Origin of the sequence: Photorhabdus kleinii (genome assembly GCF_025384885.1) — a bacterium.
In the GTDB taxonomy this organism is placed as follows: domain Bacteria; phylum Pseudomonadota; class Gammaproteobacteria; order Enterobacterales; family Enterobacteriaceae; genus Photorhabdus; species Photorhabdus kayaii.
Genome location: NZ_JAJAFY010000010.1, coordinates 1 through 22,292 on the forward strand (window position 1 = coordinate 1; position 22,292 = coordinate 22,292).

General features: G+C 42.8%; 19 protein-coding genes. 16 read left to right on the plus strand and 3 right to left on the minus strand.

The genetic code is table 11. From position 1 onward, the window contains the following. The 6 genes from LG003_RS07675 to LG003_RS07700 all read left to right on the plus strand — a co-directional run. On the plus strand, positions 1-330 hold a 330-nt coding region (locus LG003_RS07675; RefSeq protein ID WP_262980464.1), incomplete at its 5' end, for a hypothetical protein. Beyond that, positions 327-1,295, plus strand: coding sequence for a hypothetical protein (locus tag LG003_RS07680; RefSeq protein WP_262980465.1), 969 nt, complete (start codon positions 327-329; stop codon positions 1,293-1,295). The genes LG003_RS07675 and LG003_RS07680, both read left to right, overlap by 4 nt. Next, the gene (locus LG003_RS07685; RefSeq protein WP_262980466.1) at positions 1,292-1,600 is read left to right on the plus strand and encodes a hypothetical protein; all 309 of its coding nucleotides are present in this window, start codon (positions 1,292-1,294) and stop codon (positions 1,598-1,600) included. The genes LG003_RS07680 and LG003_RS07685 overlap by 4 nt, the downstream gene beginning before the upstream one ends. 66 nt (positions 1,601-1,666) lie before the next feature. Continuing rightward, positions 1,667-2,260: a hypothetical protein gene (locus LG003_RS07690; protein WP_262980467.1), complete on the plus strand. Its 594-nt coding sequence runs from the start codon at positions 1,667-1,669 to the stop codon at positions 2,258-2,260. Then, a complete protein-coding gene (locus tag LG003_RS07695) occupies positions 2,257-2,676 on the plus strand; it encodes a hypothetical protein (RefSeq protein WP_262980468.1) in 420 nt (139 codons plus the stop codon). The genes LG003_RS07690 and LG003_RS07695 overlap by 4 nt, the downstream gene beginning before the upstream one ends. Continuing rightward, a complete protein-coding gene (locus LG003_RS07700) occupies positions 2,631-3,248 on the plus strand; it encodes a hypothetical protein (RefSeq protein ID WP_262980469.1) in 618 nt (205 codons plus the stop codon). Before LG003_RS07695 ends, LG003_RS07700 begins: the two co-directional genes overlap by 46 nt. Before the next feature lie 17 nt (positions 3,249-3,265). Here LG003_RS07700 and yigL read toward each other — a convergent pair whose 3' ends face one another. The 3 genes from yigL to recQ are packed head-to-tail and all read right to left on the minus strand — an operon-like array spanning position 3,266 to position 6,933. Then, complete coding sequence (gene yigL / locus LG003_RS07705; protein WP_112877254.1) at positions 3,266-4,066, minus strand: sugar/pyridoxal phosphate phosphatase YigL; 801 nt, start codon at positions 4,064-4,066, stop codon at positions 3,266-3,268. A gap of 27 nt (positions 4,067-4,093) precedes the next feature. Next, positions 4,094-5,092: a lysophospholipase L2 gene (gene pldB / locus LG003_RS07710; RefSeq protein ID WP_262980470.1), complete on the minus strand. Its 999-nt coding sequence runs from the start codon at positions 5,090-5,092 to the stop codon at positions 4,094-4,096. A 14-nt stretch (positions 5,093-5,106) separates the two neighbouring features. Next, entirely contained in the window at positions 5,107-6,933 is a 1,827-nt protein-coding gene (gene recQ / locus LG003_RS07715) for an ATP-dependent DNA helicase RecQ (RefSeq protein WP_112877256.1), read from the minus strand. A gap of 448 nt (positions 6,934-7,381) precedes the next feature. Between recQ and LG003_RS07720 the strand changes: the two genes are divergently transcribed. From LG003_RS07720 to LG003_RS07765, 10 genes are all read left to right on the plus strand, one after another. Further along, the gene (locus LG003_RS07720; protein ID WP_262980471.1) at positions 7,382-9,205 is read left to right on the plus strand and encodes an IucA/IucC family protein; all 1,824 of its coding nucleotides are present in this window, start codon (positions 7,382-7,384) and stop codon (positions 9,203-9,205) included. A 51-nt stretch (positions 9,206-9,256) separates the two neighbouring features. Then, entirely contained in the window at positions 9,257-11,494 is a 2,238-nt protein-coding gene (locus tag LG003_RS07725; protein WP_112877258.1) for a TonB-dependent siderophore receptor, read from the plus strand. A gap of 67 nt (positions 11,495-11,561) precedes the next feature. Beyond that, a complete protein-coding gene (locus LG003_RS07730; RefSeq protein ID WP_112877259.1) occupies positions 11,562-12,575 on the plus strand; it encodes an iron-siderophore ABC transporter substrate-binding protein in 1,014 nt (337 codons plus the stop codon). Beyond that, positions 12,572-13,585, plus strand: coding sequence for a FecCD family ABC transporter permease (locus LG003_RS07735; protein ID WP_112877260.1), 1,014 nt, complete (start codon positions 12,572-12,574; stop codon positions 13,583-13,585). The genes LG003_RS07730 and LG003_RS07735 overlap by 4 nt, the downstream gene beginning before the upstream one ends. Further along, positions 13,572-14,633, plus strand: a complete 1,062-nt coding sequence (locus LG003_RS07740) for a FecCD family ABC transporter permease (RefSeq protein WP_262980472.1) — start codon at positions 13,572-13,574, stop codon at positions 14,631-14,633. Before LG003_RS07735 ends, LG003_RS07740 begins: the two co-directional genes overlap by 14 nt. Then, the gene (locus tag LG003_RS07745) at positions 14,618-15,430 is read left to right on the plus strand and encodes an ABC transporter ATP-binding protein (protein WP_112877262.1); all 813 of its coding nucleotides are present in this window, start codon (positions 14,618-14,620) and stop codon (positions 15,428-15,430) included. Before LG003_RS07740 ends, LG003_RS07745 begins: the two co-directional genes overlap by 16 nt. A gap of 310 nt (positions 15,431-15,740) precedes the next feature. Next, positions 15,741-16,517: a siderophore-iron reductase FhuF gene (gene fhuF, locus LG003_RS07750; RefSeq protein ID WP_192881004.1), complete on the plus strand. Its 777-nt coding sequence runs from the start codon at positions 15,741-15,743 to the stop codon at positions 16,515-16,517. A gap of 169 nt (positions 16,518-16,686) precedes the next feature. Continuing rightward, positions 16,687-18,234: a pyridoxal phosphate-dependent decarboxylase family protein gene (locus LG003_RS07755; protein WP_262980473.1), complete on the plus strand. Its 1,548-nt coding sequence runs from the start codon at positions 16,687-16,689 to the stop codon at positions 18,232-18,234. A 30-nt stretch (positions 18,235-18,264) separates the two neighbouring features. Continuing rightward, complete coding sequence (locus LG003_RS07760) at positions 18,265-19,566, plus strand: lysine N(6)-hydroxylase/L-ornithine N(5)-oxygenase family protein (RefSeq protein WP_262980474.1); 1,302 nt, start codon at positions 18,265-18,267, stop codon at positions 19,564-19,566. Continuing rightward, a complete protein-coding gene (locus tag LG003_RS07765) occupies positions 19,566-21,968 on the plus strand; it encodes a GNAT family N-acetyltransferase (RefSeq protein ID WP_262980475.1) in 2,403 nt (800 codons plus the stop codon). The genes LG003_RS07760 and LG003_RS07765 overlap by 1 nt, the downstream gene beginning before the upstream one ends. Positions 21,969-22,292 lie beyond the last annotated feature (324 nt).

A 22,292-nucleotide genomic window follows, 5' to 3' on the forward strand; every position in this document is an offset into this window, starting at 1 on the left:
TGGATCTTTGTGACTTCCCCCAAAACTTCTTACTGGGGAGAAAAAGTTGATTACATTGAAATTAACCGCCGCAAATATACTCCTGATACCTTCCGTAGTACCAAATTTAAGGAAGCTCAGGAAAAAGCCAAACTCACACTGAATGGCGATACTGCAACGCTGGAGGTGGTATTTACCGAAACGAAGGGCGTTTTACCCCGTAGTAGTGAACTGTACTGGTACTATGAACAATCAGCGAATGTTATCGCCCCTTTGCGCTATCTCTGGGGAGCAGAGCCCACAGCAGAAAATACCATTAAGGGCAGTTTTGACGGAGAGCGTACACTATGAAACAACGATTAAAACATTTACTTAAAAAATGGTTTCCCACTATTCATCCACTGCCAGCCAAACGGCTGGCCCGTTGGGAAAAAGAAATTCTAGCGGTACCGCCAGATATTAAGGATAAAGAAACTATTAAGCACGTTGAAATATTGGACTACCTTGATAATAAGGAATGCCGTATTCGTAACACTCAACGCCGTGCCCGGAGTATTGCCTTGATTCCAGTCACACTAGGGATTATTAGTAGTCTGGTATTAAATGTTAATGATTTTATTGAAACATGGCGGGCAGCAGAAAAGAATCTGCTTTGGTCTGTTAACGATGCAAAAAAAGATTATGGTGAGAAGTTTTATTTGGATCCTGATCTACCAAATTTTCTTAAAAAATATGAATACATTGCCCATGATAAAGAAATCTCCTTAAGAAAATACCTGTATTATCGATATAATCATTATGAATATAGCAATGATATTTTGATAACTGATATAACATTTTTATTACTTTACTTACTAATTATTCCACCTTTCGTATGGGCTGTATTTTTTTTACGCCGTCAAGCACCATTAATTATCGACCGTGAACGACAGATTTTTTACACCTGGTATAAAGGTAAAGCCTATGCTGCTCGTTATCCACAAATCGGCATGGCAGAAAAAACTAATATTTTTTTCCTCAAAGTCTACGGACTGGATGAAAATAATAACCTTATCGGGCGGGGTTTTATCCCTAACGTCAGCAGTTATTCTTTTGCCTTCTTAAGTAGTGGCAATGATAAAGGTTTGGCGCTGGCTTTTATGGTGAAATTCTTATTAAATGGCAAAGAAGCAGTCAGTAAGGTGGATTATAAACGCCGTGAGCCGCTTATCTGGTGGAGTAAAGATAAAAGACCTGCGGATTTAGAAGCCCAAATTCCGTTGATTTTGGCAGAATTGGATCGCTTAGGTCCTCCTGATGAAGATCTTTCCGAATGAAGCAACGATTAAAAAACTTACTTAAAAAATGGTTTCCTACGATTCACCCGCTGCCAGCCAAACGGCTGGCCCGTTGGGAAAAAGAAATTCTGGCGGTACCACCGGATATTAAGAATGAAGAAACCATTAAACATGTGGAAATACTTGATCGCCTTAATGATAAGGAATGCTGGGTTAGGAATCCCCAGCGCCGTTTCAGGAGTATTAATTTTATCCCAGTAACTCTGGGGATTATTAGCAGTTTGGTGTTAAACGTTAACGATTTTATTGAAACATGGCGGGCAGCGGAAAAAAATTTACTTTAGTCTGTTAACGATGCAAAAAAAGATTATGGTGAAAAATTTTATCTACGCAATGATTTACCCAATTATATGGAAGATGCTCGTTATATTGGTAACGATAAAGAGATCTCTCTGAAAAAATATCTTCACTATCGCTATACCTTTTACCCAAGTAGTTCCCGGCTTCTCATTATTGATATAAGCTTCCTACTGCTCTATCTGTTAATTATTCCACCTTTCGTGTGGGCCGTATTTTTTTCGCGCCGTCAGGCACCATTAATTATTGACCGTGAACGACAGATTTTTTACACCTGGTATAAAGGTAAAGTCTATGCCGCTCGTTATCCACAAGTCGGTATGGCAGAAAAAACTAATATTTTTTTCCTCAAAGTCTACGGACTGGATGAAAATAATAACCTTATCGGGCGGGGTTTTATCCCTAACGTCAGCAGTTATTCTTTTGCCTTCTTAAGTAGTGGCAATGATAAAGGTTTGGCGCTGGCTTTTATGGTGAAATTCTTATTAAATGGCAAAGAAGCAGTCAGTAAGGTGGATTATAAACGCCGTGAGCCGCTTATCTGGTGGAGTAAAGATAAAAGACCTGCGGATTTAGAAGCTCAAATTCCGTTGATTTTAGCAGAATTGGATCTCCTAGGTCCCCCTGATGAAGATCTTTCCGAATGAAACAACGATTAAAACATTTACTTAAAAAATGGTTTCCTACTATTCATCCAATGCCAGCCAAGCGGTTGGCTCGATGGGAAAAAGAAATCTTGGCGGTACCTCCAGATATTAAAAACGAGGAAACCATTAAGCATGTGGAAATATTGGATTGCCTTAATGATAAGGAGTGTTGGGTTAGGAATCCCCAGCGTCGCTTCCGAAATATCACCTTAATCCCAGTAACATTAGGAATTATCAGCAGCTTAGTGTTAAGCGTTAACGATTTTATAGAATCAAGAAAAAAAATGAGGAAGCTATACATCGATGGGTTGGTTATGCCAAAAAGAAATATGGTGAAGAATTCTACCTGCGTAATGACCTACCAGAGGATATGGAAGATGTGCGTTATATCGGCAATGATAAAGAAATATCACTAAGAAAATATTTGTATTACCGTTATACCTACTACCCCAGTAGCCCCCAACTTCTGATAATTGATATAAGTTTCCTTCTGCTCTATCTATTGATTATTCCACCCTTTGTCTATTGTGTATTTTTCTGGCAGAGTCAAGCGCCATTAATTATCGATCGCGAACGGCAAATCTTTTATACCTGGTATAAAGGTAAAGCCTATGCTGCCAGTTACCCACAATTAGGTATGGTAGAAAAAACTAATATTTTATATCTCAAAGTCTACGGACTGGATGAAAATAATAACCTTATCGGACGTGGCTTTATCCCTAATATCACCAGTTACACCTTTGCGGCCTTAAGCAGTGGCAATGATAAAGGACTGGCAGTCGCCTTTATGGTAAAGTTTTTATTAAAAGGCAAAGAAGCAGTCAGTAAGGTGGATTATAAACGCCGTGAGCCGCTTATCTGGTGGAGTAAAGATAAAAGACCTGCGGATTTAGAAGCTCAAATTCCATTGATTTTGGCAGAATTGGATCGCTTAGGTCCCCCTGATGAAGAAGAAAATGAAGAAAAAACAGCGCCAATAGCGCTGTAATTACAATGGATAATAAATTAAACCTGATACATTTCGCACAAATAATGGGAAACTGCATCATCAGCGTTTGAGCCAATCACTTCCATTTCTGGCAGGATATCTTTCAAGCGCTGGTGAGCATCCTGCATAATACAGCCCTTACCTGCTACCGTCAGCATTTCAAAGTCATTCATGCCATCACCAAAAGCAATACAATCACTCAGTTTATAGCCCATAGATTGGGCTACCCGCTCAAGTGCATGACCTTTCGACACTCCACCTGCCATCACTTCCAGGCAATTGCGCAACGAGAAACTCACATTGACTCTATCACCCCAACGTGTTTTGATTTTCTCTTCCAACACAACCAATAGATCATGATCTTCGCAGGTAAAATAAACTTTGCATACATCATCGGTTTTGAAGTTGTCACGCTCAAAAAGTTGATAATGAAACACTGATTCCTGAAAAAATTCTTTCTGCTCAGGGCATTCACGATTCATATACCAGTGATCATGACAATAATAATTCGTCAAAATATCAGCGTTATCAAACTCCATTAGACACAAGTCATGCACAATCTCAGGCTCAACATTGTGACTGAAAACCAGTTCACCCATAGCATTGTGTACCCGAGCGCCATTGGAAGTAATCATATAGGCATCAATACCAAGAACATCTCGGATTTGCGCAACATCTACATGATGACGACCAGTAGCAAAAATAAAATGAATGCCTTTATTGGTCAGTAAATTAAGAGTTTCCTTGGTGTAAGAAGTCAATTTGTGATCAGGAGACAGCAAAGTGCCATCTAAATCTGAAGCAACAATGTGATACATAGTTATCGTTCCTATCATTTAATTGAGTCAATTCTGGTCAAAAAAATCACAAATGGCGTTGAGTGCCTGGCTACGTAATTTATCTTTTTCAAATAGGATTTCATGATGCGACCCCTGAATAATTAACAGTAACGGCTCTTCAATGAAAGCCCTCTCTCTCCTACGTAATTCACAAAAAGCCCGTATTTTCTGATTATTAATGACTTTATCCTCACTGGCTTCTAAGACCATCAGCGGTGTCTCAATTTCTCCGGCTTTTTCTATCAGCATATCGCCAATCCAGATACTTTCCCTCATCCAGTGATATGTTGGGCCACCTATGCGTAATTCCGGATTATCCGCGTAATAACGGAGGTAACGGCTATAACGTTCATAACTGTGTGTCAGAAGGTTTATCAAATAAGGCAACGGACGCCATTTCCCAGTTAGTACCGCATAATGGTTGCGCATATCTGGCCGCTTTTCAGCCCGATTTACCAGGAAAGTTGCCAACCAACGTGGCATAGGAAAGTTAATACCAAACATAGGAGCACAAAGGGCTGCTGCATCAAATACCTGGCCGTGACGTAATAAAAATCCCCCTAATATTGCCGCACCCATTGAATGAGCTAACGCATAACAGTGAGAATAATGACGAGGAAGAATTTCTCTTTCTATTAATATTTCAACGTCATCAATATAATCATCAAATTTTTCTACATGCCCTTTTTGTGGATCTGCAAGCATCCTACTGGATCGCCCCTGTCCACGATGATCAATAATAAAAATGTCGTAGCCAAGGTGATAAAAATCAAATGCTACTTCCGAGTATTTAACATAACTTTCACTACGGCCAGGAAAGATAACAACCGCTCTATAATTTTTTATCGTTGCACAAAAACGGACATAACGTATCAGTACATTATCGACACCAATAAATTCACACTCTTCCCTGGCTTGCCAAAAATCTAATAAAGGCCCGTTGGCAAAAGCAGAAAACTGCATCTCACGATTGAGCCAACTTTCTTTCAACATTTCTGGCGTCATAAGTTGCCCTCTGACTATCCAAACTCCTCTAGATGTTCACGTATTAAGGCCATAAAGACATTACCAAAACGTTCAAGTTTCCGTTGCCCTACCCCGTTGATTAATAACATTTCACCCTCCGTCACCGGGCATTGCTCTGCCATTTCAATCAGCGTGACATCGTTAAATACAACAAAAGGAGGGATATTTTCTTCGTCAGCAATAGATTTCCGTAATTTACGTAGCTTGGCAAATAGTTTGCGATCATAATTACCACTATACGATTTACTTTGCTGATTACGCCCTTTCAGATTCTGTATTCGTGGAACAGCCAGTTTTAGCGAAACTTCACCACGCAATATCGGACGCGCAGCTTCCGTTAATTGTAATGCAGAATAATTGGCAATGTTTTGACTGATAAAGCCTAAATGAATAAGCTGCCGCAATACACTCACCCAGTGTTCCTGACTTTGATCTTTACCGATACCATAAACCGGCAAATGATCATGTCTCATATCACGGATACGCTGATTATTCGCACCTCTAAGCACTTCAACAATATAACCAATACCAAAGCGCTGCCCAACCCGGTAAATACAAGAAAGCGCTTTTTGGGCATCCACCAAGCCATCATAATTTTTTGGTGGATCAAGACAGATATCACAGTTACTGCAAGGGGTTTGTTTGCTTTCACCAAAATAGTTCAATAACACCAGACGGCGGCAAGTTTGCGCTTCGGCAAAAGCCCCCATTGCATTGAGCTTATGCCGCTCAATATCCTGCTGTGTGCCCACCTCTTTCTCTTCCAGACAACGGCGAAGCCATACCATATCAGCAGGATCATAAAACAGCACCGCTTCCGCCGGCAGACCATCACGCCCGGCACGCCCGGTCTCCTGATAATAGGATTCGATATTACGTGGAATATTAAAATGAACCACAAACCGAACATTGGGTTTATTAATTCCCATACCAAATGCTACGGTTGCCACTACAACTTGCAAATCATCACGCTGAAATGCATCCTGCACCCGCGCACGCTGGCTGTTATCCAACCCGGCATGGTATGGCGCAACACTCAAGCCACGTTTTTGTAAACGCTCTGATATCTCTTCAACTTTGCTACGGCTATTACAGTAAACAATACCGCTTTTACCTTTTTGACCGCGAATAAATAACCACAGTTGATCCAATGGTTTGTATTTTTCTATCAAGGTATAACGAATATTGGGGCGGTCAAAACTGCTGATATGGATAAGTGGATTATTAAGATTCAGTAGTCGGACAATATCATTGCGAGTCGTTTCATCTGCGGTGGCCGTCAACGCAATGACAGGTAATGTCGGAAAGCGTTGCCTGAGCTGCCCCAACGCCCGATATTCTGGTCGGAAATCATGGCCCCACTGTGAAATACAGTGAGCTTCATCCACAGCCAGCATTGCTGGTTGCCATTCCAGAAGTTGCTCAAGGAAGTTATCCATCATCAAACGCTCAGGGGCGATATACAGCAATTTAATCATGCCCTGACGGCAACGCCGGATCACATCAATCTGCTGTTCGCGGACCTGAGTTGAATTCAAGCAATCCGCCGCAACGCCATTTGCCCGCAGTTGATCCACCTGATCTTTCATTAAAGAGATCAACGGCGAAACAACCAAAGTTACCCCTTCCTGTACCAGCGCCGGAATTTGGTAACACAATGATTTACCGCCACCAGTCGGCATAATGACTAAACAATCACGCCCCTCAAGAATGGTATTGATAACTTGTTGCTGACCAGGCCGGAATTGCAAATAACCAAAGGTTTCCCGCAATACCTGCTCTGTCAGTGATATCGTATTAATGACCTCTGCGGTAGACACACTTTTCCTCAACCATATTAAAAAATCACAGACGCTTTTCAAAACGCCTGGGCATTATGCTATCTCACTCTGGAAATAATTACAGCATGTCATTGAACATCATCTCAGTATAAAAGCGGGTTTAATTGAAGGTTACAGCCGATCAAAAATTCTCCCCCAATTCATCTTACTCATCCCAACGCAGCGCCATAACGCCACATTTTTGACTGCTATTTAAGCAAAAATAGAGTAAATCCTTACACTTACACAGTTGTTAATGATAATAATTTGTATTAATGTTATCAAAATTGAATACCCCAAAAGTCACCTGTCTAAGAGAACCGGAATGAATACCTGGAAAAGGATGCTTATATTCGAAAATTTCAGAATTAAGCGTACCGATTTGTTTCCAGTGTACAACGACTATGTTGGATAGGATTTTTGATTATGAATAGGGATTGTTATCACCATGAGTTCACTGCATATTAACTCCAATAATCACACTCTGCACCTCAACGCAGAGAACTGGCTCCATGCCAATCGCCATCTGGTGACAAAAATATTACGTGAGCTATATCACGAAAAATTAATTAATCCTACCTATCATGGACAGCAGCAGTATTCTCTGGCAATAGGTGACTACCAATACCATTTTCAAGCGGAAACTTATCAGCTCGATCATATTGATATTGATGCCGCTTCCGTAACCAAATTCAGGGATAATCAATCTCAACCGCTTGATGCTATTCAACTGATTATTGAGTTGCATCCGCTGTTGGAAATCCCGGAAAAAATGCTGCCGATTTATCTCGACGAGATATCCAGTACGCTCTACGGTCACGCTTTTAAATATCAGTACAACCGACTTACAGCCCAAGATTTAGCTTATGCCGATTATCAAGTCGTTGAAACGACAATGAGTGAAGGCCATCCAGTCTTTATTGCCAATAATGGCCGAATTGGTTTTGATGCCGATGATTATCAGCGTTATGCACCTGAAAGCGCCAGCCCCGTGACTTTAATCTGGATTGCGGTACATAAGAATAAAGCTATTTTCTCGTCATTATCCGATCTCTCATACCAACAATTAATAGAAGAAGAGCTAGGGAAATACCTGCCAGCCCAATTTGAACGCCATCTTAATATGTTGGGATTATGCCCATCAGATTATTATCTGATGCCTATCCATCCCTGGCAGTGGCAGCACCGTATTGCTATCAGCTTTGCGGCAGATATTGCCAATAATCATATTGTTTATCTTGGAGAAGGTCATGATCGCTACCTCGCACAGCAATCTATCCGCACTTTCTTCAATATTACTCAACCGAAGAAGAACTACGTTAAGACTGCCCTCTCCGTGTTGAACATGGGCTTTATGCGCGGGCTCGATCCACACAGCATGGTCACAACCCCATCAGTCAACGAATGGCTCAGTAACTTAGTCCATAATGACAGTTTCTTCCAACAGAAGGGTTTTACCGTACTACGGGAACGTGCCGCTCTCGGTTATTTCAATAACTACTTTGAGTCAGCCATTAAAAAGGACAGTCCACATAAGAAAATGTTGTCAGCACTGTGGCGCGAAAGCCCAATGACGCTGTTGCAGGATAACCAGCGCCTGATGACAATGGCTTCGTTGCTGCATGTCGATTATCAAGGTCATTCCGTCGTCGCAGCTTTGGTAAAGTATTCCGGTTTAAGCGCAGAAGAGTGGGTGTCACGTTATCTCGATGCTTACCTCTCGCCATTACTGCGCTCTTTCTTCACCTATGATCTGGTATTTATGCCACACGGCGAAAACCTGATGTTGGTATTAGATAATAACAGCCCGACAAAAATGTTGATGAAAGATATTGGTGAAGAAGTCGCTATTTTGAATGGTGATCTTCAACTGCCTGAAGAGATTAATTTCCTGCACGTCACTATCGAAGACGACATGAAAATTAACTACATCTTCCTTGATATTTTCGATTGTTTCTTCCGCTACCTAATTCCGCTGTTGCAAAAAGATCTTAATCTACCCGAAGAGCGTTTCTGGTTACTGGTTGCACGCTGTGTCCATAATTATCAGTCACAACATCTGCATCAGATTGAAAAATTCCGCAAGTTCGATCTGTTTAAGCAGGAATTTGTTCGTACTTGCCTGAATCGTCTGCAAATGGCGAACAATCAACAGATGATCGATCTCGACGATCGTGAAAAGAATCTCAAATTCGCCGGAACTTTAGTGAATCCACTATACGCTTTACGCCATGAATACTCGGTTACTTTTCGTCAGGCAGAGCAGCAATAAATAAAAATATCAACATAGATAAATACCAAAAGACTTATATTTGGGGATGTAATGAATAATAAGAAAGTGATGTATCCGTTTTTGCGAAAGGATTCCATGATTAAAAAGACAACCCTTGCAATGACGATACAGTTAGTATTGATGGGAAATAGCTACGCAGTCGCGGAAAGTGCACAGAGCACAAGCGATAAAACCACTGCCCAAAATGACAAGATACTCGTCACCGCTTCACGAGCAGAACATGAAGGGGTGACCGAAGACACCGGGATGTACAATACCACGTCGATGGTCACCGCCACCGGTCTAAACCTCTCGGCGCGTGAAACACCACAGACCGTCAGTGTCGTGACCAAACAACGTATGCTTGACGAAAATCTGGACAGTGTTAATAGCGTCATCGATAGCACAACCGGTATGAGCGTACGCCAGTTTGATAGTGATCGTTTTGGGTTTACTTCTCGTGGCATGTCCATCAATAACATCCTGCGTGATGGGGTTGCTACCTACTACGACACCCGCTTTAACTATGGTGACAATCTTCTGGATGCTGACCTGTTTGATCGTATCGAAGTGGTACGCGGAGCAGCCGGTTTGATGGTTGGCCCGGGCAATCCTTCAGCAGCCGTTAACCTGATTCGTAAACGTCCGACCCGTGATTTCCGTGGCGAATTCTCTGCTGGCGCCGGTTCTTGGGATAAATGGCGCACTGGCCTTGATCTCTCTGGCCCGTTAAATAACAGTGGCAACCTACGCGGGCGTTTCGTTACAGCCTATCAAGCGGCCAACTCCTTTATTGATCGCAATAACAACGAAAGATACCCGTTCTATGGCGTTCTTGAAGCAGATTTGACAGAAAATACCTTGCTGACTATAGGCGTTGATTATCAACGTAACCACACCCGCGGCGGTATGTTTGGTGGTTTGCCAATCTACTTTGCAGACGGCAGCAAAACAGACTATAAACGCAGCGACAGCTACGCACCTGATTGGGCTTTTTCAAAAGTTCGGACCTTCTCTACCTTTACCAGCCTGCAACATAACTTTGACAACGGCTGGAGTGTAAAAGGCACCTTTACTTATGATAATAACGCTCTGGACCAAAAAGTCCTATGGGCAACAAGTTTTCCTGACCGTAGCACCAATATTGGTATGGTGCCAGGTAACATGACACTTATTGATGGCAGCCGCCGCCAGAAGAACTACGATCTACAGGTGAATGGTGACTACCGGTTATTTAACCGTACTCATCATGTCAGCTTCGGCTTAAATCATCAGCAACAAGATTTCCAAAACGATTACTTCAACGCAACTTGTATGCCTAAGGGCAGTTGCACCGGACTGGGTGACTTCACCTCTCCTGGCTGGCAATATCCTGAACCAGAGTGGAGTAATACGCGAACTTATGGCTCAAAAGGGCGTAATGAACAGACCGCAGGTTATGCAGTCACTCAGATTTCTCTGGCAGATCCGCTGACCTTGATCCTCGGCGGCCGGGTAACCAGTTGGCAAACACGCGGTGATAATTTCAATACTCCACAGAATGCCAGCTACAGTGACGAATTTGTTCCTTATGGTGGGTTGATCTACAACATTACTCAAGACCTGTCGATTTACACCAGTTACACCGAAATATTCAACCCGGAAAGCCACCGTGACCGCAATAATAAATTGCTTGCCCCAGTGTCCGGACAAAACTATGAAGTAGGCCTAAAAGGTGTTGCCTTCGATAACAGCCTTGATTACTCACTGGCAGTCTTTGAAATCCGTCAAGATAACCTGCCATTAGTAGATAACAATGCACCGAGACTACCGGATCTCTCCATTCCTCGTTATACAGTGGATGGCACCAAAACTCGCGGGTTTGAAGCAGAAATCAGTGGTCAACTGACAGATAACTGGCGTTTTTATACTGGTTACACGCAATTCCGCGCAACAGATCCTAATGGTGTACGAATCAATACCAATACGCCAAACAGGTTGTTTAAACTGTTTACCACCTACACCCTGCCAGGTGCGATGAGTAATCTGACCATCGGTGGTGGTGTTAACTGGCAGGATAAAACCTGGTTAACCGTTGATGGGCCTGGGAAAACATCAATGCAAGCGAAGCAAGACAGTTTCGCGGTGGTTAACCTGATGAGCCGTTATCAATTCACACCGGATCTCTCTTTGACGGTTAACCTGAATAACGTCTTTGATAAGACCTACTACACCCAGTTCGGCCAATATTCTCAGTATTACTATGGCGCACCTCGCAATATTGAAGCGATCTTGCGTTATAAGTTCTGAGTTTAAAGTCATAATGACACTGCGGACGGCAAACCTTATGTTTCTATTTATTTGAGGAAAACAAAAAATGAAATTGAAGCGTTACAAAGGGTTTGCCGTATTGGTGCTGTTGGTCAGTCTGCTGGCTGGCTGTGATAAGCCAGCCAGAACAGACAATATATCGTCAGACAAGCCCGGTTATCCTAAAGAAATAACTACCGCATTGGGTACAGCGGTGATTCCACATCAACCCCAACGTGTTGTTGCCTTGGGTGCAGGAGCGGAAGATATCGTACTGGATCTAGGCATCGTTCCTGTCGGTATCGAATCCCACCGTTGGGGCGGGGATGAACAGGGCTATCTGCCGTGGTTTAAACAAGCGATACAACAGCGTGGCGAGACTTTGCCAACTGTGATAGATATGTACCCCGAATTAGACATTGAGAAGGTAATTCGTCTCAAACCGGATCTGATTGTGGCAACCCAATCAGGCATCACCCAAGAAATTTATGACCATTTATCATATTTCGCCCCAGTGATCGCTTATCCATCTGCCCCTTGGCTCACGACACCACAACAGCAGATTGAATTAATTGCTCGTGCGCTAGATAAACAGCCGCAAGGAGAGCAACTCGCTACTGAACTGGATGCCATATTACGCGAATCAGGTAATACCATCCCGTGTATCAGTGGCTACACTTTCGCCTATATCAAAGCGGGTATCAGCAGTAACATGCTATCGGTATACGTCAAAGGCGATCCACGCGTCGATACCTTAGTCCATCTTGGTTTAACGCTACTGCCATCGGTCAGCACACTGGCCGATCCCTTCGGCAGTTTCGCCGCCAATATTGGACTGGAAAATGCGGATTATCTTAATGGCGCTGATATCTTAATAACCTGGTTCAATAATGAACAAGAACGTAAAGCAGTGGAAGCACAGCCGTTATTTCAATCCATCCGAGCTGTACACCAGGGAGGTTATATTCCGCTAACCGATCAATCATTGGTCGTTGCTATGTCTTACGGTACACCGCTTAGTTTGCGCTGGGGTTTATCACAATTTATGCCGATTCTGGCAGAGGCAATTAAATCATCATGACAAATCCTAAACGCCGATCCCTACTGCTGCTTGGCTTAGGTCTCATGATACTGCTGACCCTCATTTGTATTATTGCCAGCCTGAGTCTGGGCGCAAAAATGTTACCACTATCAACCATATGGCATCACTATTGGTTAGGTGACAGCGGTAGCTATAGCGATCTGGTCATCAATGCCCGCAAACCACGTACGTTAATTGGCATCATGGCCGGTGCAGCACTGGCGCTTTCCGGTGCCGTAACACAGGGATTGCTGCGTAATCCACTCGCCGAACCGGGTTTACTGGGTGTTAACGCTGGTGCTGCTGCGGTGGTCGTCAGTTTCTCTTTCATACCCATACTGAATGAACTTCCACGCTTCTGGACAGCATTTATTGGCGCAAGTCTAGCTACATTGCTGTTCTACCTGCTCAGTGGAGGACAACGTAATAGCAATCCAGCACGCATGGTATTGACTGGTGCTGCCATTAACGCCTGTCTATTTGCTTTTGTGCAAGGTTTCGTATTAATGAATGCGCATGTACTGGATAGTTACCGCTTCTGGACTATTGGATCGCTTAGCGCAATGTCTCTGGCAGAAGCGAGTTCACTGATACCCTATCTATTATTCGCCTTGATATTGACTCTTTCACTCGGCGCTTCCCTGAATGTGATGGTGTTTGGTGAAAGCATCGCCAGTTCACTTGGCGCCAATATTGCCCGCACCCGCGTGTTGTCGCTTATTACTGCTACTATGCTGGCGGCAGTGGCTACCGCTATGGCAGGCCCCATTGCCTTTATTGGCTTGGCTGCCCCCCACTTGATGCGGGCTTTAGTTGGCAGCGATTTCCGCTGGCTACTACCCTATTGTCTATTCGCCGGGCCTTGCCTGTTGCTCACTTCCGATATACTGGCGCGGTTGGTGATAGCACCCGGGGAGATCATGGTGGGAATTATCACCGCAGGAATCGGTGGACCGTTGCTCTATCTGGTTATTAAAACCTATCGTGGAGTTAATTATGTCGCAGATTAACCTATCCAGACCGGCAAAAATTCGAACCTTCATGTTGGGAACTGCTGTTTTTCTTGTACCTCCACAACGGACCCAAAGAGCCATCTTATTGATATTGTTACTGCTTGCAGTGCTATTTTATCTCTCTCTAGCACTGGGTAAGCAAGGTATCGATAACCCCTGGCTAGCAACTTCAACTCCTTATCAGGAATTTATTCTCACACAGCTACGTTTACCCCGCGCATTAGTGGCTATCGGGGCGGGCGCAACACTGGCACTCTCAGGTTCACTTTTTCAACTAACAACCCGTAACGCACTCGGTAGCCCCGATATTATCGGCGTGAATGCCGGTGCTGCCGCAGGGATCGTCACCACACTGATCATCTGGCCTAGCGTTTTCCCCGTTGCTTTAGGTGCGCTGCTAGGAGCCAGCTTCGCAGTACTACTGGTATACGCAGGAAACATTAGCGCCTCCGGACAAATGCAAACAACCAGGATTGTCATCTCTGGAATTGCTATCGCCGCCCTTTGTATGGCATTTGTTAATTTTGCTATCTCGAATGTGCGCCTTGAGCAGGCGCAACAACTTGCTTCGCTGCTGCACGGTAGCCTCGCCAACCGGCGCTGGCAAGATGTTGGGTTAATTTATGGAACGATGATACTGTTTGTTCCGCTTCTGCTCTGGCTAGGACGGCAATTGAACTACGTTAATCTGGGCTATGAAGTTGCTAATACGCTCGGTGTACCAGTACGTATCATTCAGCTTATGAGTTTGTCACTGGCGGTCATACTGGCCTCAATGGCGGTACTGGTTGTCGGGCCGGTGGCTTTTATCGCACTTTCTGCTCCACAAATCGCCCGCCGCTTGGTACGGGCCAAAGGCACTGCGCTGTTCTGCTCAGCACTGGTGGGAGCATTACTACTGCTCGCTTCCGATTTAATGACTTTGCTACTTCCTACTTCGGCACGTCTGCCAATAGGAGTTATCACCGCAGGGGTAGGCGGTGTCTATTTGATGTATTTGCTGTACGCTGAATTAAGGAGAACAAAGTCATGTCATTCGATATGAATTCCTCAACCACCGCCTCACGACTAACAGCCCAAGCGCTTTCGCTAGCATACGGCAAGAAAACGATTGTTGAGTGTCTGGATATTTCTATTCGTGATGGTGAATTCAGCGTCATCATTGGCCCAAATGGTTGTGGAAAATCGACACTACTACGCGCCATTAGCCGAGGTATAACTCCACAGCATGGCGAAATCCTGCTTGATGGGAACAATATTCAACATTACAAACCGAAAACGGTAGCACGTGAGCTATCTCTGTTAACACAAGGGGCAATCATCACCGAAGCGTTGACCGTATACGATTTGGTTTCACGTGGGCGTTACGCTCATCAATCCTTTTTACGACAGTGGTCAGCAGAAGATGAGCGAGCAGTTAACGACGCTTTACATGCGGTCGAACTCCAGGAGATGTCGCAACGGTTAGTGAATGAGCTTTCCGGTGGTCAGCGCCAACGCGCTTGGTTTGCTATGACATTGGCACAACAAACACCCATTGTACTGTTAGATGAACCAACCACTTATCTGGACATCACCCATCAGATTGAAATGCTCGATCTTTGTCAACGTTTACATTTACAGGGAAAAACGTTGGTGCTGGTACTACACGATATTAACCTGGCACTACGTTACGCCTCACATTTAATCATGATGAAAAATGGCAAAATTTACGCCGAAGGTGTGCCAGAAGAGATTATCAATGAGCAGAGTATCGCTGATGTGTTTGGTCTAGCCTGCCGTATTATTTGCGATCCAGAATCTGGTAAGCCTTTAATTATCCCAAGATACAATCCTATCTGAACGGGAAATGAGCTGCCTATACCCTATGGATTTCAAGATGGATCGCGACGGCAAGGGAGCGAATCCCCGGGAGCATAGCGAACTATGTGACCGGGGTGAGCGAGTGCAGCCAACAGAAAGAGGCAACTTGAAAGATAACAGGTATATAGTTTTGTCGTATTAACAAGCAAGCAATATAGGCGCTCAAAATATTTACCACTTGATAATAACAATGATAATAATAATAATTATCATAATTATATTTACAATGATTAGTCATATGTAAGATACTACAATCAGGTGGTATGAACATGTAAGCAGGGAGTTGGTGGTGTCAGAGACAAAGCATTCAATTACACCTTTAACCACAGTGGTAATTGAAGATATCATTCAGTTATTTGAACAAACGTTTAGCCATTTTTCTTCCACCATGAGAATAAATGCAGATAATATCCCTACTAATAGCATGAATTTCCCTCAGTGGTCAGACACAAGGAAATTTCCAGTATTAATTCAGCGCTATCAAGATGAATATTACGGTGACAATGATATAAAACCTAACCAGAAAGCCCTATATTCCTTATGGGCACAATGGTATTTTGGTTTAGTTATTCCCCCAATGATGTTAATGTTGCTGGAATATCCACAAGCAGTGGATACCCATTACAATCTTTTTCAGGTTGAATTCCATGATAGCGGTAGGCCAGATATTTTTTACTATAATTTGACCTGGCTGAATGAGGCTCCTTCATCATTACTCCATCGCCACTATTCTCTCTTGGAGCGCCATATTATTCCCGTATGCGAAAAGATTGAATCATATCAAGGGATAAATAGACGTCTCCTGTGGAATAATATTGGTTATCTTATGTATTGGTATCTTGCAGAATTCAGCACAAGAATAAATAGCAAGTTATATCAAGAAATTATAAATGGTCTTTTTATGGAACCACAATTACCTGATGGTAGAGATAACCCCCTTTACCGTACTGTTATTTTACGGCATAACAATATGCAACGTCGCAGTTGTTGCCAGAGAAATAAACTACCTGGCGTCGGTAATTGCCATGATTGCCCTTTGGAATCCAAAGTAGAAAACAAACATTAACATTCTATTCTATAATTTTTTATCTGCTTAGGTAGAAAGAGATTATTATGATTTAATCGCGCTATTATTCAACAGTTATTTACTCTAACCCAATATTACACATAATAAAATCAATTATGTTGGGAAATAACCAAATTATAACCTATATATGAGATAAAAAGGATATATAATGTACGGAGATGCTCTGCTATTAAACCATCCACTCACGGAAGATAGTCATATAACGGAAGAAAATTTTTCCAGATATTTCTTAAATATGCATAGTGCTGGAGACTATCTCGATGACGCCTATAATGTCATTACCAGAATAAAGAAAATACTACAGCGGGTAGATAGACCTTTCAGTGGGATATTACCCCATGAGTTATCCCCGCTATTTTCTAAAGTGAATTTAGATCTTCCTCTGACCTCATTAAACCAGGCCTTAGATGAGCTACAGCAACTTTATCTTAAAGATGCTGTTTATTTTCATCATCCAAAATATGTTGCTCATCTTAATTGTCCACTGGTATTACCCGCTGTTCTGGCTGAAACCATTATTGGCGCAATTAATTCTTCACTGGATACCTGGGATCAAAGCGCTGGCGGGACACTAATAGAGCAAAAAGTTCTCGACTGGACACGAGATAAAATGGCATTAGGCACAAATGCCGATGGTATCTTTACTAGTGGCGGTACCCAATCAAATCTGATGGCAATACTACTTGCGCGGGACCACTTTTGTCACCAGCGCAATCCTGAACATAAAAATCAGCTACATGGTCTGCCGACAGATTTTCATAAACTACGTATTTTTACCTCGACAGTCAGCCACTTCAGTACACAAAAAGCCGCTGCTATCCTTGGTTTGGGATATAACGCCGTTATCTCTGTTCCTCATGACAGTGAGTTCCGCATGGACCCTCAAGCATTGGAACAAAGCATTAACCAATGCATCGAACAGGGCAACATTCCTTTTGCCATTGTTGCTACGACGGGTACCACAGATTTCGGCAGTATTGACCCACTTCATCCTATCGCGGCTATCGCCAAACAGTATGGTATCTGGTTACATGTGGATGCGGCATACGGATGCGGTTTACTGGTTTCGCCTCGCCGCGCTCATCTACTGGAAGGCATCAATTTAGCGGATTCTGTCACGGTGGATTACCATAAGTCATTCTTCCAACCCGTTAGTTGCAGTGCTTTCTTCGTCAAAAATAAGAAGCATTTATCCCATTTGACTTATCATGCCGAATATTTAAATCCACTCAGTGCGTTACAAGAAGGTACGCCCAATCTGGTCAATAAAAGTATCCAGACAACTCGTCGTTTTGATGCATTGAAAATGTGGCTGACATTACGAATTATGGGTGCAAAACGACTCGGACAAGCTTTTGATAAAGTGGTCGATACGGCTCAGGATGCCTATCGATTAATGGCACAGAATCCCTATTTTGAACTTATTCATTATCCAGAATTAAGTACTTTGGTTTTCCGTTTTATTCCTAAACAAAAATTACCTGATGCAGATATTGACGCCATCAATGCGGCCATTCGTAAGGCACTATTCCGTGAAGGTAATACCGTTATTGCGGGTACCAAAGTCAATGGTAGACAATATCTGAAATTTACTTTCCTTAACCCGGCAACAAACCAGCAACATCTACAAGAAATTGTGCACAGCATCGTAATGCACGGAAACGATTTTCTGGCAACCCATAATAACAACTTATGAGATTAATACTGTTTACCAGGAGAAAATTTTATGACAACTCGCCCTTATGATTTTATCGCCATTGGAATAGGTCCTTTTAATCTCGGACTAGCATGTTTAACTCAGCCACTAAAAGATGTTCATAGCCTGTTCATTGATCAAAAACCGGGCTTTGATTGGCATCCGGGAATGATGCTAGAAAATTCCACCATGCAAACCCCTTTTATGTCAGATCTGGTGACTCTGGCATCACCCACTCATCCACTTAGCTTCCTTAATTACATCAAGCAAAAAGGGAGAATATACTCTTTTTATATCCGGGAAAGTTTTTTCCTGATGCGTAAGGAATACAACCAATATTGCCAGTGGGCGACAGAACAGTTATCTAATCTACGCTTTAACACACGCGTTGACAGCATTAGCTATGATGAACATGCCTCGCTATATACATTACATTGTTCAGATACGTTAACTGGGCAACAACACCAATTTGTTTGTAAAAAATTGGTATTGGGTACCGGACCTGCACCTTATATTCCAAAGTGTTGCCAACCCTTCTCTGATCAGATGGTGACATCTGGTAATTACTTGAAGAACAAAGAAGCTTTACAACAAAAGCAATCTATTACTGTTCTGGGTAGTGGACAAAGTGCCGCAGAGATTTTCTACGATTTGCTCAGTGATATTGATAAATTCGATTATCAACTTAATTGGCTTACCCGTTCGCCACGTTTTTTCCCGCTGGAATATACCAAGCTGACACTAGAAATGACGTCACCAGAATATGTAGATTATTTCTATAGTCTCCCAAGCGAAAAACGTGATGCATTAAATTTGTCCCACAAGCAGCTTTATAAAGGTATCAATAGTTCATTAATCAACGATATTTTCGATTTAATGTACACCAAACGATTAAATGGTAAGTTAAACGTCAATTTATATACCAATAGTGAATTACAACAAATTAGCCATGCCCAAAATGGCCGCGACCTAACATTGGCGTTATTCCAACACGAACAGGAGCAACCATTTTCTCTGGACACCGAAGGAGTCGTTCTGGCTACCGGCTTTCAGTATCAAATCCCGACTTTTATTGAAGGTATACATCACCTTATCCGTTGGGATGAGAAAGGACGTTATGGTGTACAGCGTAATTACAGTATCGATCAGAACAATACCATTTTCATACAGAATGTGGAATTACATACTCACGGTTTCGTCACGCCAGATCTGGGAATGGCCTGTTATCGCAACTCCTGCCTGATTTATGAAATTACCGGTATTGAACATTATCCGATTGAGAAAAGTATCGCTTTCCAGCAGTTCAGCGTTGACACCGAAGGAGCATGCTAATGTCCGTCTTTAATCCTACACTGTTTGAAAAATCCTTGCCTGAAATAGGTACCTTTGCATTACGTTCACTGGATCTGGAACAGGACATTCCCATATTAACTGACTGGGTTAACCGGGATTACGCCCATTATTGGGGAATGCAAAACAATACTGAGAAACAAGTATGGGAATTTTATCATAATTTAGAATCCAGCCATCCGGGCAGTGTCTTTATTGGAATATATCGGGGGCAACCTACTTTTCTATTAGAGTGTTATCGTGCACAAGATGATCTGATTGGAAAATATTATCCGGCACACCCAGATGATATGGGAATGCATATTCTGGTTGCACCACCGCAAGAAAAAATAAGGCATTTCACCTGGGGAATTTTCCAAACCATCATGGCCTTTATTTTTAGTGATACTACTGTGGCTCGCATTGTGGTTGAACCTGATATACGTAATGAGAAAATTCACAAACTTAATCTACAGGCTGGTTTTGTTTATCAGAAGGCATTGGTATTACCGAATAAAACAGCCAAGTTAGCCTTTTGCACCAGAGAACAACATCAGATTGCGTTACAGCGGGAACATCAAGCGACAACATCAACCCACTCAGGCTCATTGATGACAAATGCCATACACTTGCAACCGGCGGTCTGGCGGAAAGTTAATCGTCTACACTTGTGTAAAGCGATTTCTGAATTTTCACATGAATGTTTACTCGTGCCTCAACAGTTAACTGAAAAAGCAGATAGTGATGGATATCACCATTACCGTTTGGATAACGCTGACCATCTGGTCAGCTATACTTTCCGGGCACGGCGTATGGCACTGGATCACTGGCTGATTGATGCCGATTCGTTACAGAAAAATGCCAACGGAGAAGAAAAAGCACTCGATTCCTTGCTATTCATTATTGAGTTCAAACAACAACTTGGCATCAGTGATGTCGTAATGCCTACCTATCTGGAAGAAATTACCAGTACTCTCTATAGCAGTGCTTTTAAGCATAACAGAATCGGTATCAGTGCAATGGATCTCGTGAATACTGATTTTCAGGCGCTGGAAGGGGAGATGATGGAGGGACATCCCTCTTTCGTTGCCAACAATGGCCGGATTGGTTTTGATATTGGTGATTTCCAGAACTTTAGTCCCGAAGCCGCCTCTGCTATGCATTTAGTATGGTTGGCCGCACATAAGAGCAAGGCACACTTTGCTTGCATCGAGCAACTCAATTATCAACAGTTGCTGGAACAAGAGCTAGGCACAACCACAGTAGCTGAATTTAACCGGCAGTTAATCGCGCTTAACCTTAATCCAGAAGACTATTTCCTGATGCCAGTTCACCCCTGGCAATGGCAGAACAAACTGGCATCGGTGTTTGCTCCTGATATTGCTAATCAGAAATTGGTCTATCTTGGTATTGGTGCTGATACCTATCAGGCACAACAGTCAATCCGTACCTTATTCAATCGCAGTCATCCTCAGCGATATTATGTGAAAATGGCGTTATCCATTCTGAACATGGGATTTATGCGCGGTTTATCACCTTATTACATGGCGACGACACCGGGCATTAACGACTGGCTATTCGATTTGGTCACACAAGATCCCATCCTGCAACGTTATCGTTTTAAAATTTTACGAGAAGTCGCCAGTGTTGGATTCAAAAACAGCTATTACGAGCAAGCAATCAGTAGTGATACGCCTTATAAAAAAATGATGGCGGCACTATGGCGAGAAAACCCACTGCAACTCATTGAACCTGGGCAGCAAGTGATGACGATGGCTGCGTTACTGCACAGTGATCAGCACGGGAATCCCCTGTTGCCCGCGTTAATTTCAGCATCCGGCCTACCTACTCAGGAATGGTTACGTCGCTATTTAGAGAGTTATCTTGCGCCACTGTTACACTGTTTGTACGCTTATGATCTGATGTTTATGCCACACGGCGAAAACATCATTCTGGTATTGGAAAACCATGTTCCACAGCACATCTTCATGAAAGATTTAGCGGAAGAGATTCTGGTCATGAATCCCGACGCCGATTTACCGGAAAAAGCGCGTCGAGTCAAAGTAGACATGCCCGAAGATATGAAAACACTGACCATCTTATCTGATGTGTTTGACGGTATATTCCGCTATCTGGCTGCAATACTAGATGAACAGGGTGACTATTCACAGGAGCTTTTCTGGCAGGCCGTAGCAGATTGTATTTTAAGCTATCAGCACAACCATCCTGAATTAAGTGAGCAATTTGTACGTTACGATCTGTTTACACCAGAGATTAAACGCTGCTGTCTAAACCGCCTGCAAATAGCGAATAACCGTCAGATGCTTGATTTAGCTGATCCGGCTCAAAGTTTACAGTTTGCTGATAACCTGATTAACCCAATTGCCAAATTTGGTCACTCGTAAAATAGAGCTATCAATGAGCATGAAGAATGGTGCCTCATCAGTAACATGCTAACGATTCTATATAAGGCGGTGCTGCTACAGTACTGCCTTCTTTATTTGCATAATTTACCTATACACGTAATTTCAGTGGATTAAATTCCAGCACCGATATTATTTTCCGTTTCAACTTACCTATAGTTGTATTCAATTATGCTATTCAGATTATTGCCAGACATTCCTTAAAGCTGGCAAGGTTAGCAATAAAAGCATAACATTAACAACTCATTAACTATATCCGTTATCTTTCAAGTTGCCTCTTTGTTGGCTGCACTCACTCACCCCGGT

Coding starts and splice junctions, on each gene's coding strand:
- LG003_RS07680 (WP_262980465.1), top strand. CDS start 327: ATGAAACAACGATTAAAACATTTACTTAAAAAATGGTTTCCCACTATT.
- LG003_RS07685 (WP_262980466.1), top strand. CDS start 1,292: ATGAAGCAACGATTAAAAAACTTACTTAAAAAATGGTTTCCTACGATT.
- LG003_RS07690 (WP_262980467.1), top strand. CDS start 1,667: ATGGAAGATGCTCGTTATATTGGTAACGATAAAGAGATCTCTCTGAAA.
- LG003_RS07695 (WP_262980468.1), top strand. CDS start 2,257: ATGAAACAACGATTAAAACATTTACTTAAAAAATGGTTTCCTACTATT.
- LG003_RS07700 (WP_262980469.1), top strand. CDS start 2,631: ATGGAAGATGTGCGTTATATCGGCAATGATAAAGAAATATCACTAAGA.
- yigL (WP_112877254.1), bottom strand. CDS start 4,066: ATGTATCACATTGTTGCTTCAGATTTAGATGGCACTTTGCTGTCTCCT.
- pldB (WP_262980470.1), bottom strand. CDS start 5,092: ATGACGCCAGAAATGTTGAAAGAAAGTTGGCTCAATCGTGAGATGCAG.
- LG003_RS07720 (WP_262980471.1), top strand. CDS start 7,382: ATGAGTTCACTGCATATTAACTCCAATAATCACACTCTGCACCTCAAC.
- LG003_RS07725 (WP_112877258.1), top strand. CDS start 9,257: ATGAATAATAAGAAAGTGATGTATCCGTTTTTGCGAAAGGATTCCATG.
- LG003_RS07730 (WP_112877259.1), top strand. CDS start 11,562: ATGAAATTGAAGCGTTACAAAGGGTTTGCCGTATTGGTGCTGTTGGTC.
- LG003_RS07735 (WP_112877260.1), top strand. CDS start 12,572: ATGACAAATCCTAAACGCCGATCCCTACTGCTGCTTGGCTTAGGTCTC.
- LG003_RS07740 (WP_262980472.1), top strand. CDS start 13,572: ATGTCGCAGATTAACCTATCCAGACCGGCAAAAATTCGAACCTTCATG.
- LG003_RS07745 (WP_112877262.1), top strand. CDS start 14,618: ATGTCATTCGATATGAATTCCTCAACCACCGCCTCACGACTAACAGCC.
- LG003_RS07755 (WP_262980473.1), top strand. CDS start 16,687: ATGTACGGAGATGCTCTGCTATTAAACCATCCACTCACGGAAGATAGT.
- LG003_RS07760 (WP_262980474.1), top strand. CDS start 18,265: ATGACAACTCGCCCTTATGATTTTATCGCCATTGGAATAGGTCCTTTT.
- LG003_RS07765 (WP_262980475.1), top strand. CDS start 19,566: ATGTCCGTCTTTAATCCTACACTGTTTGAAAAATCCTTGCCTGAAATA.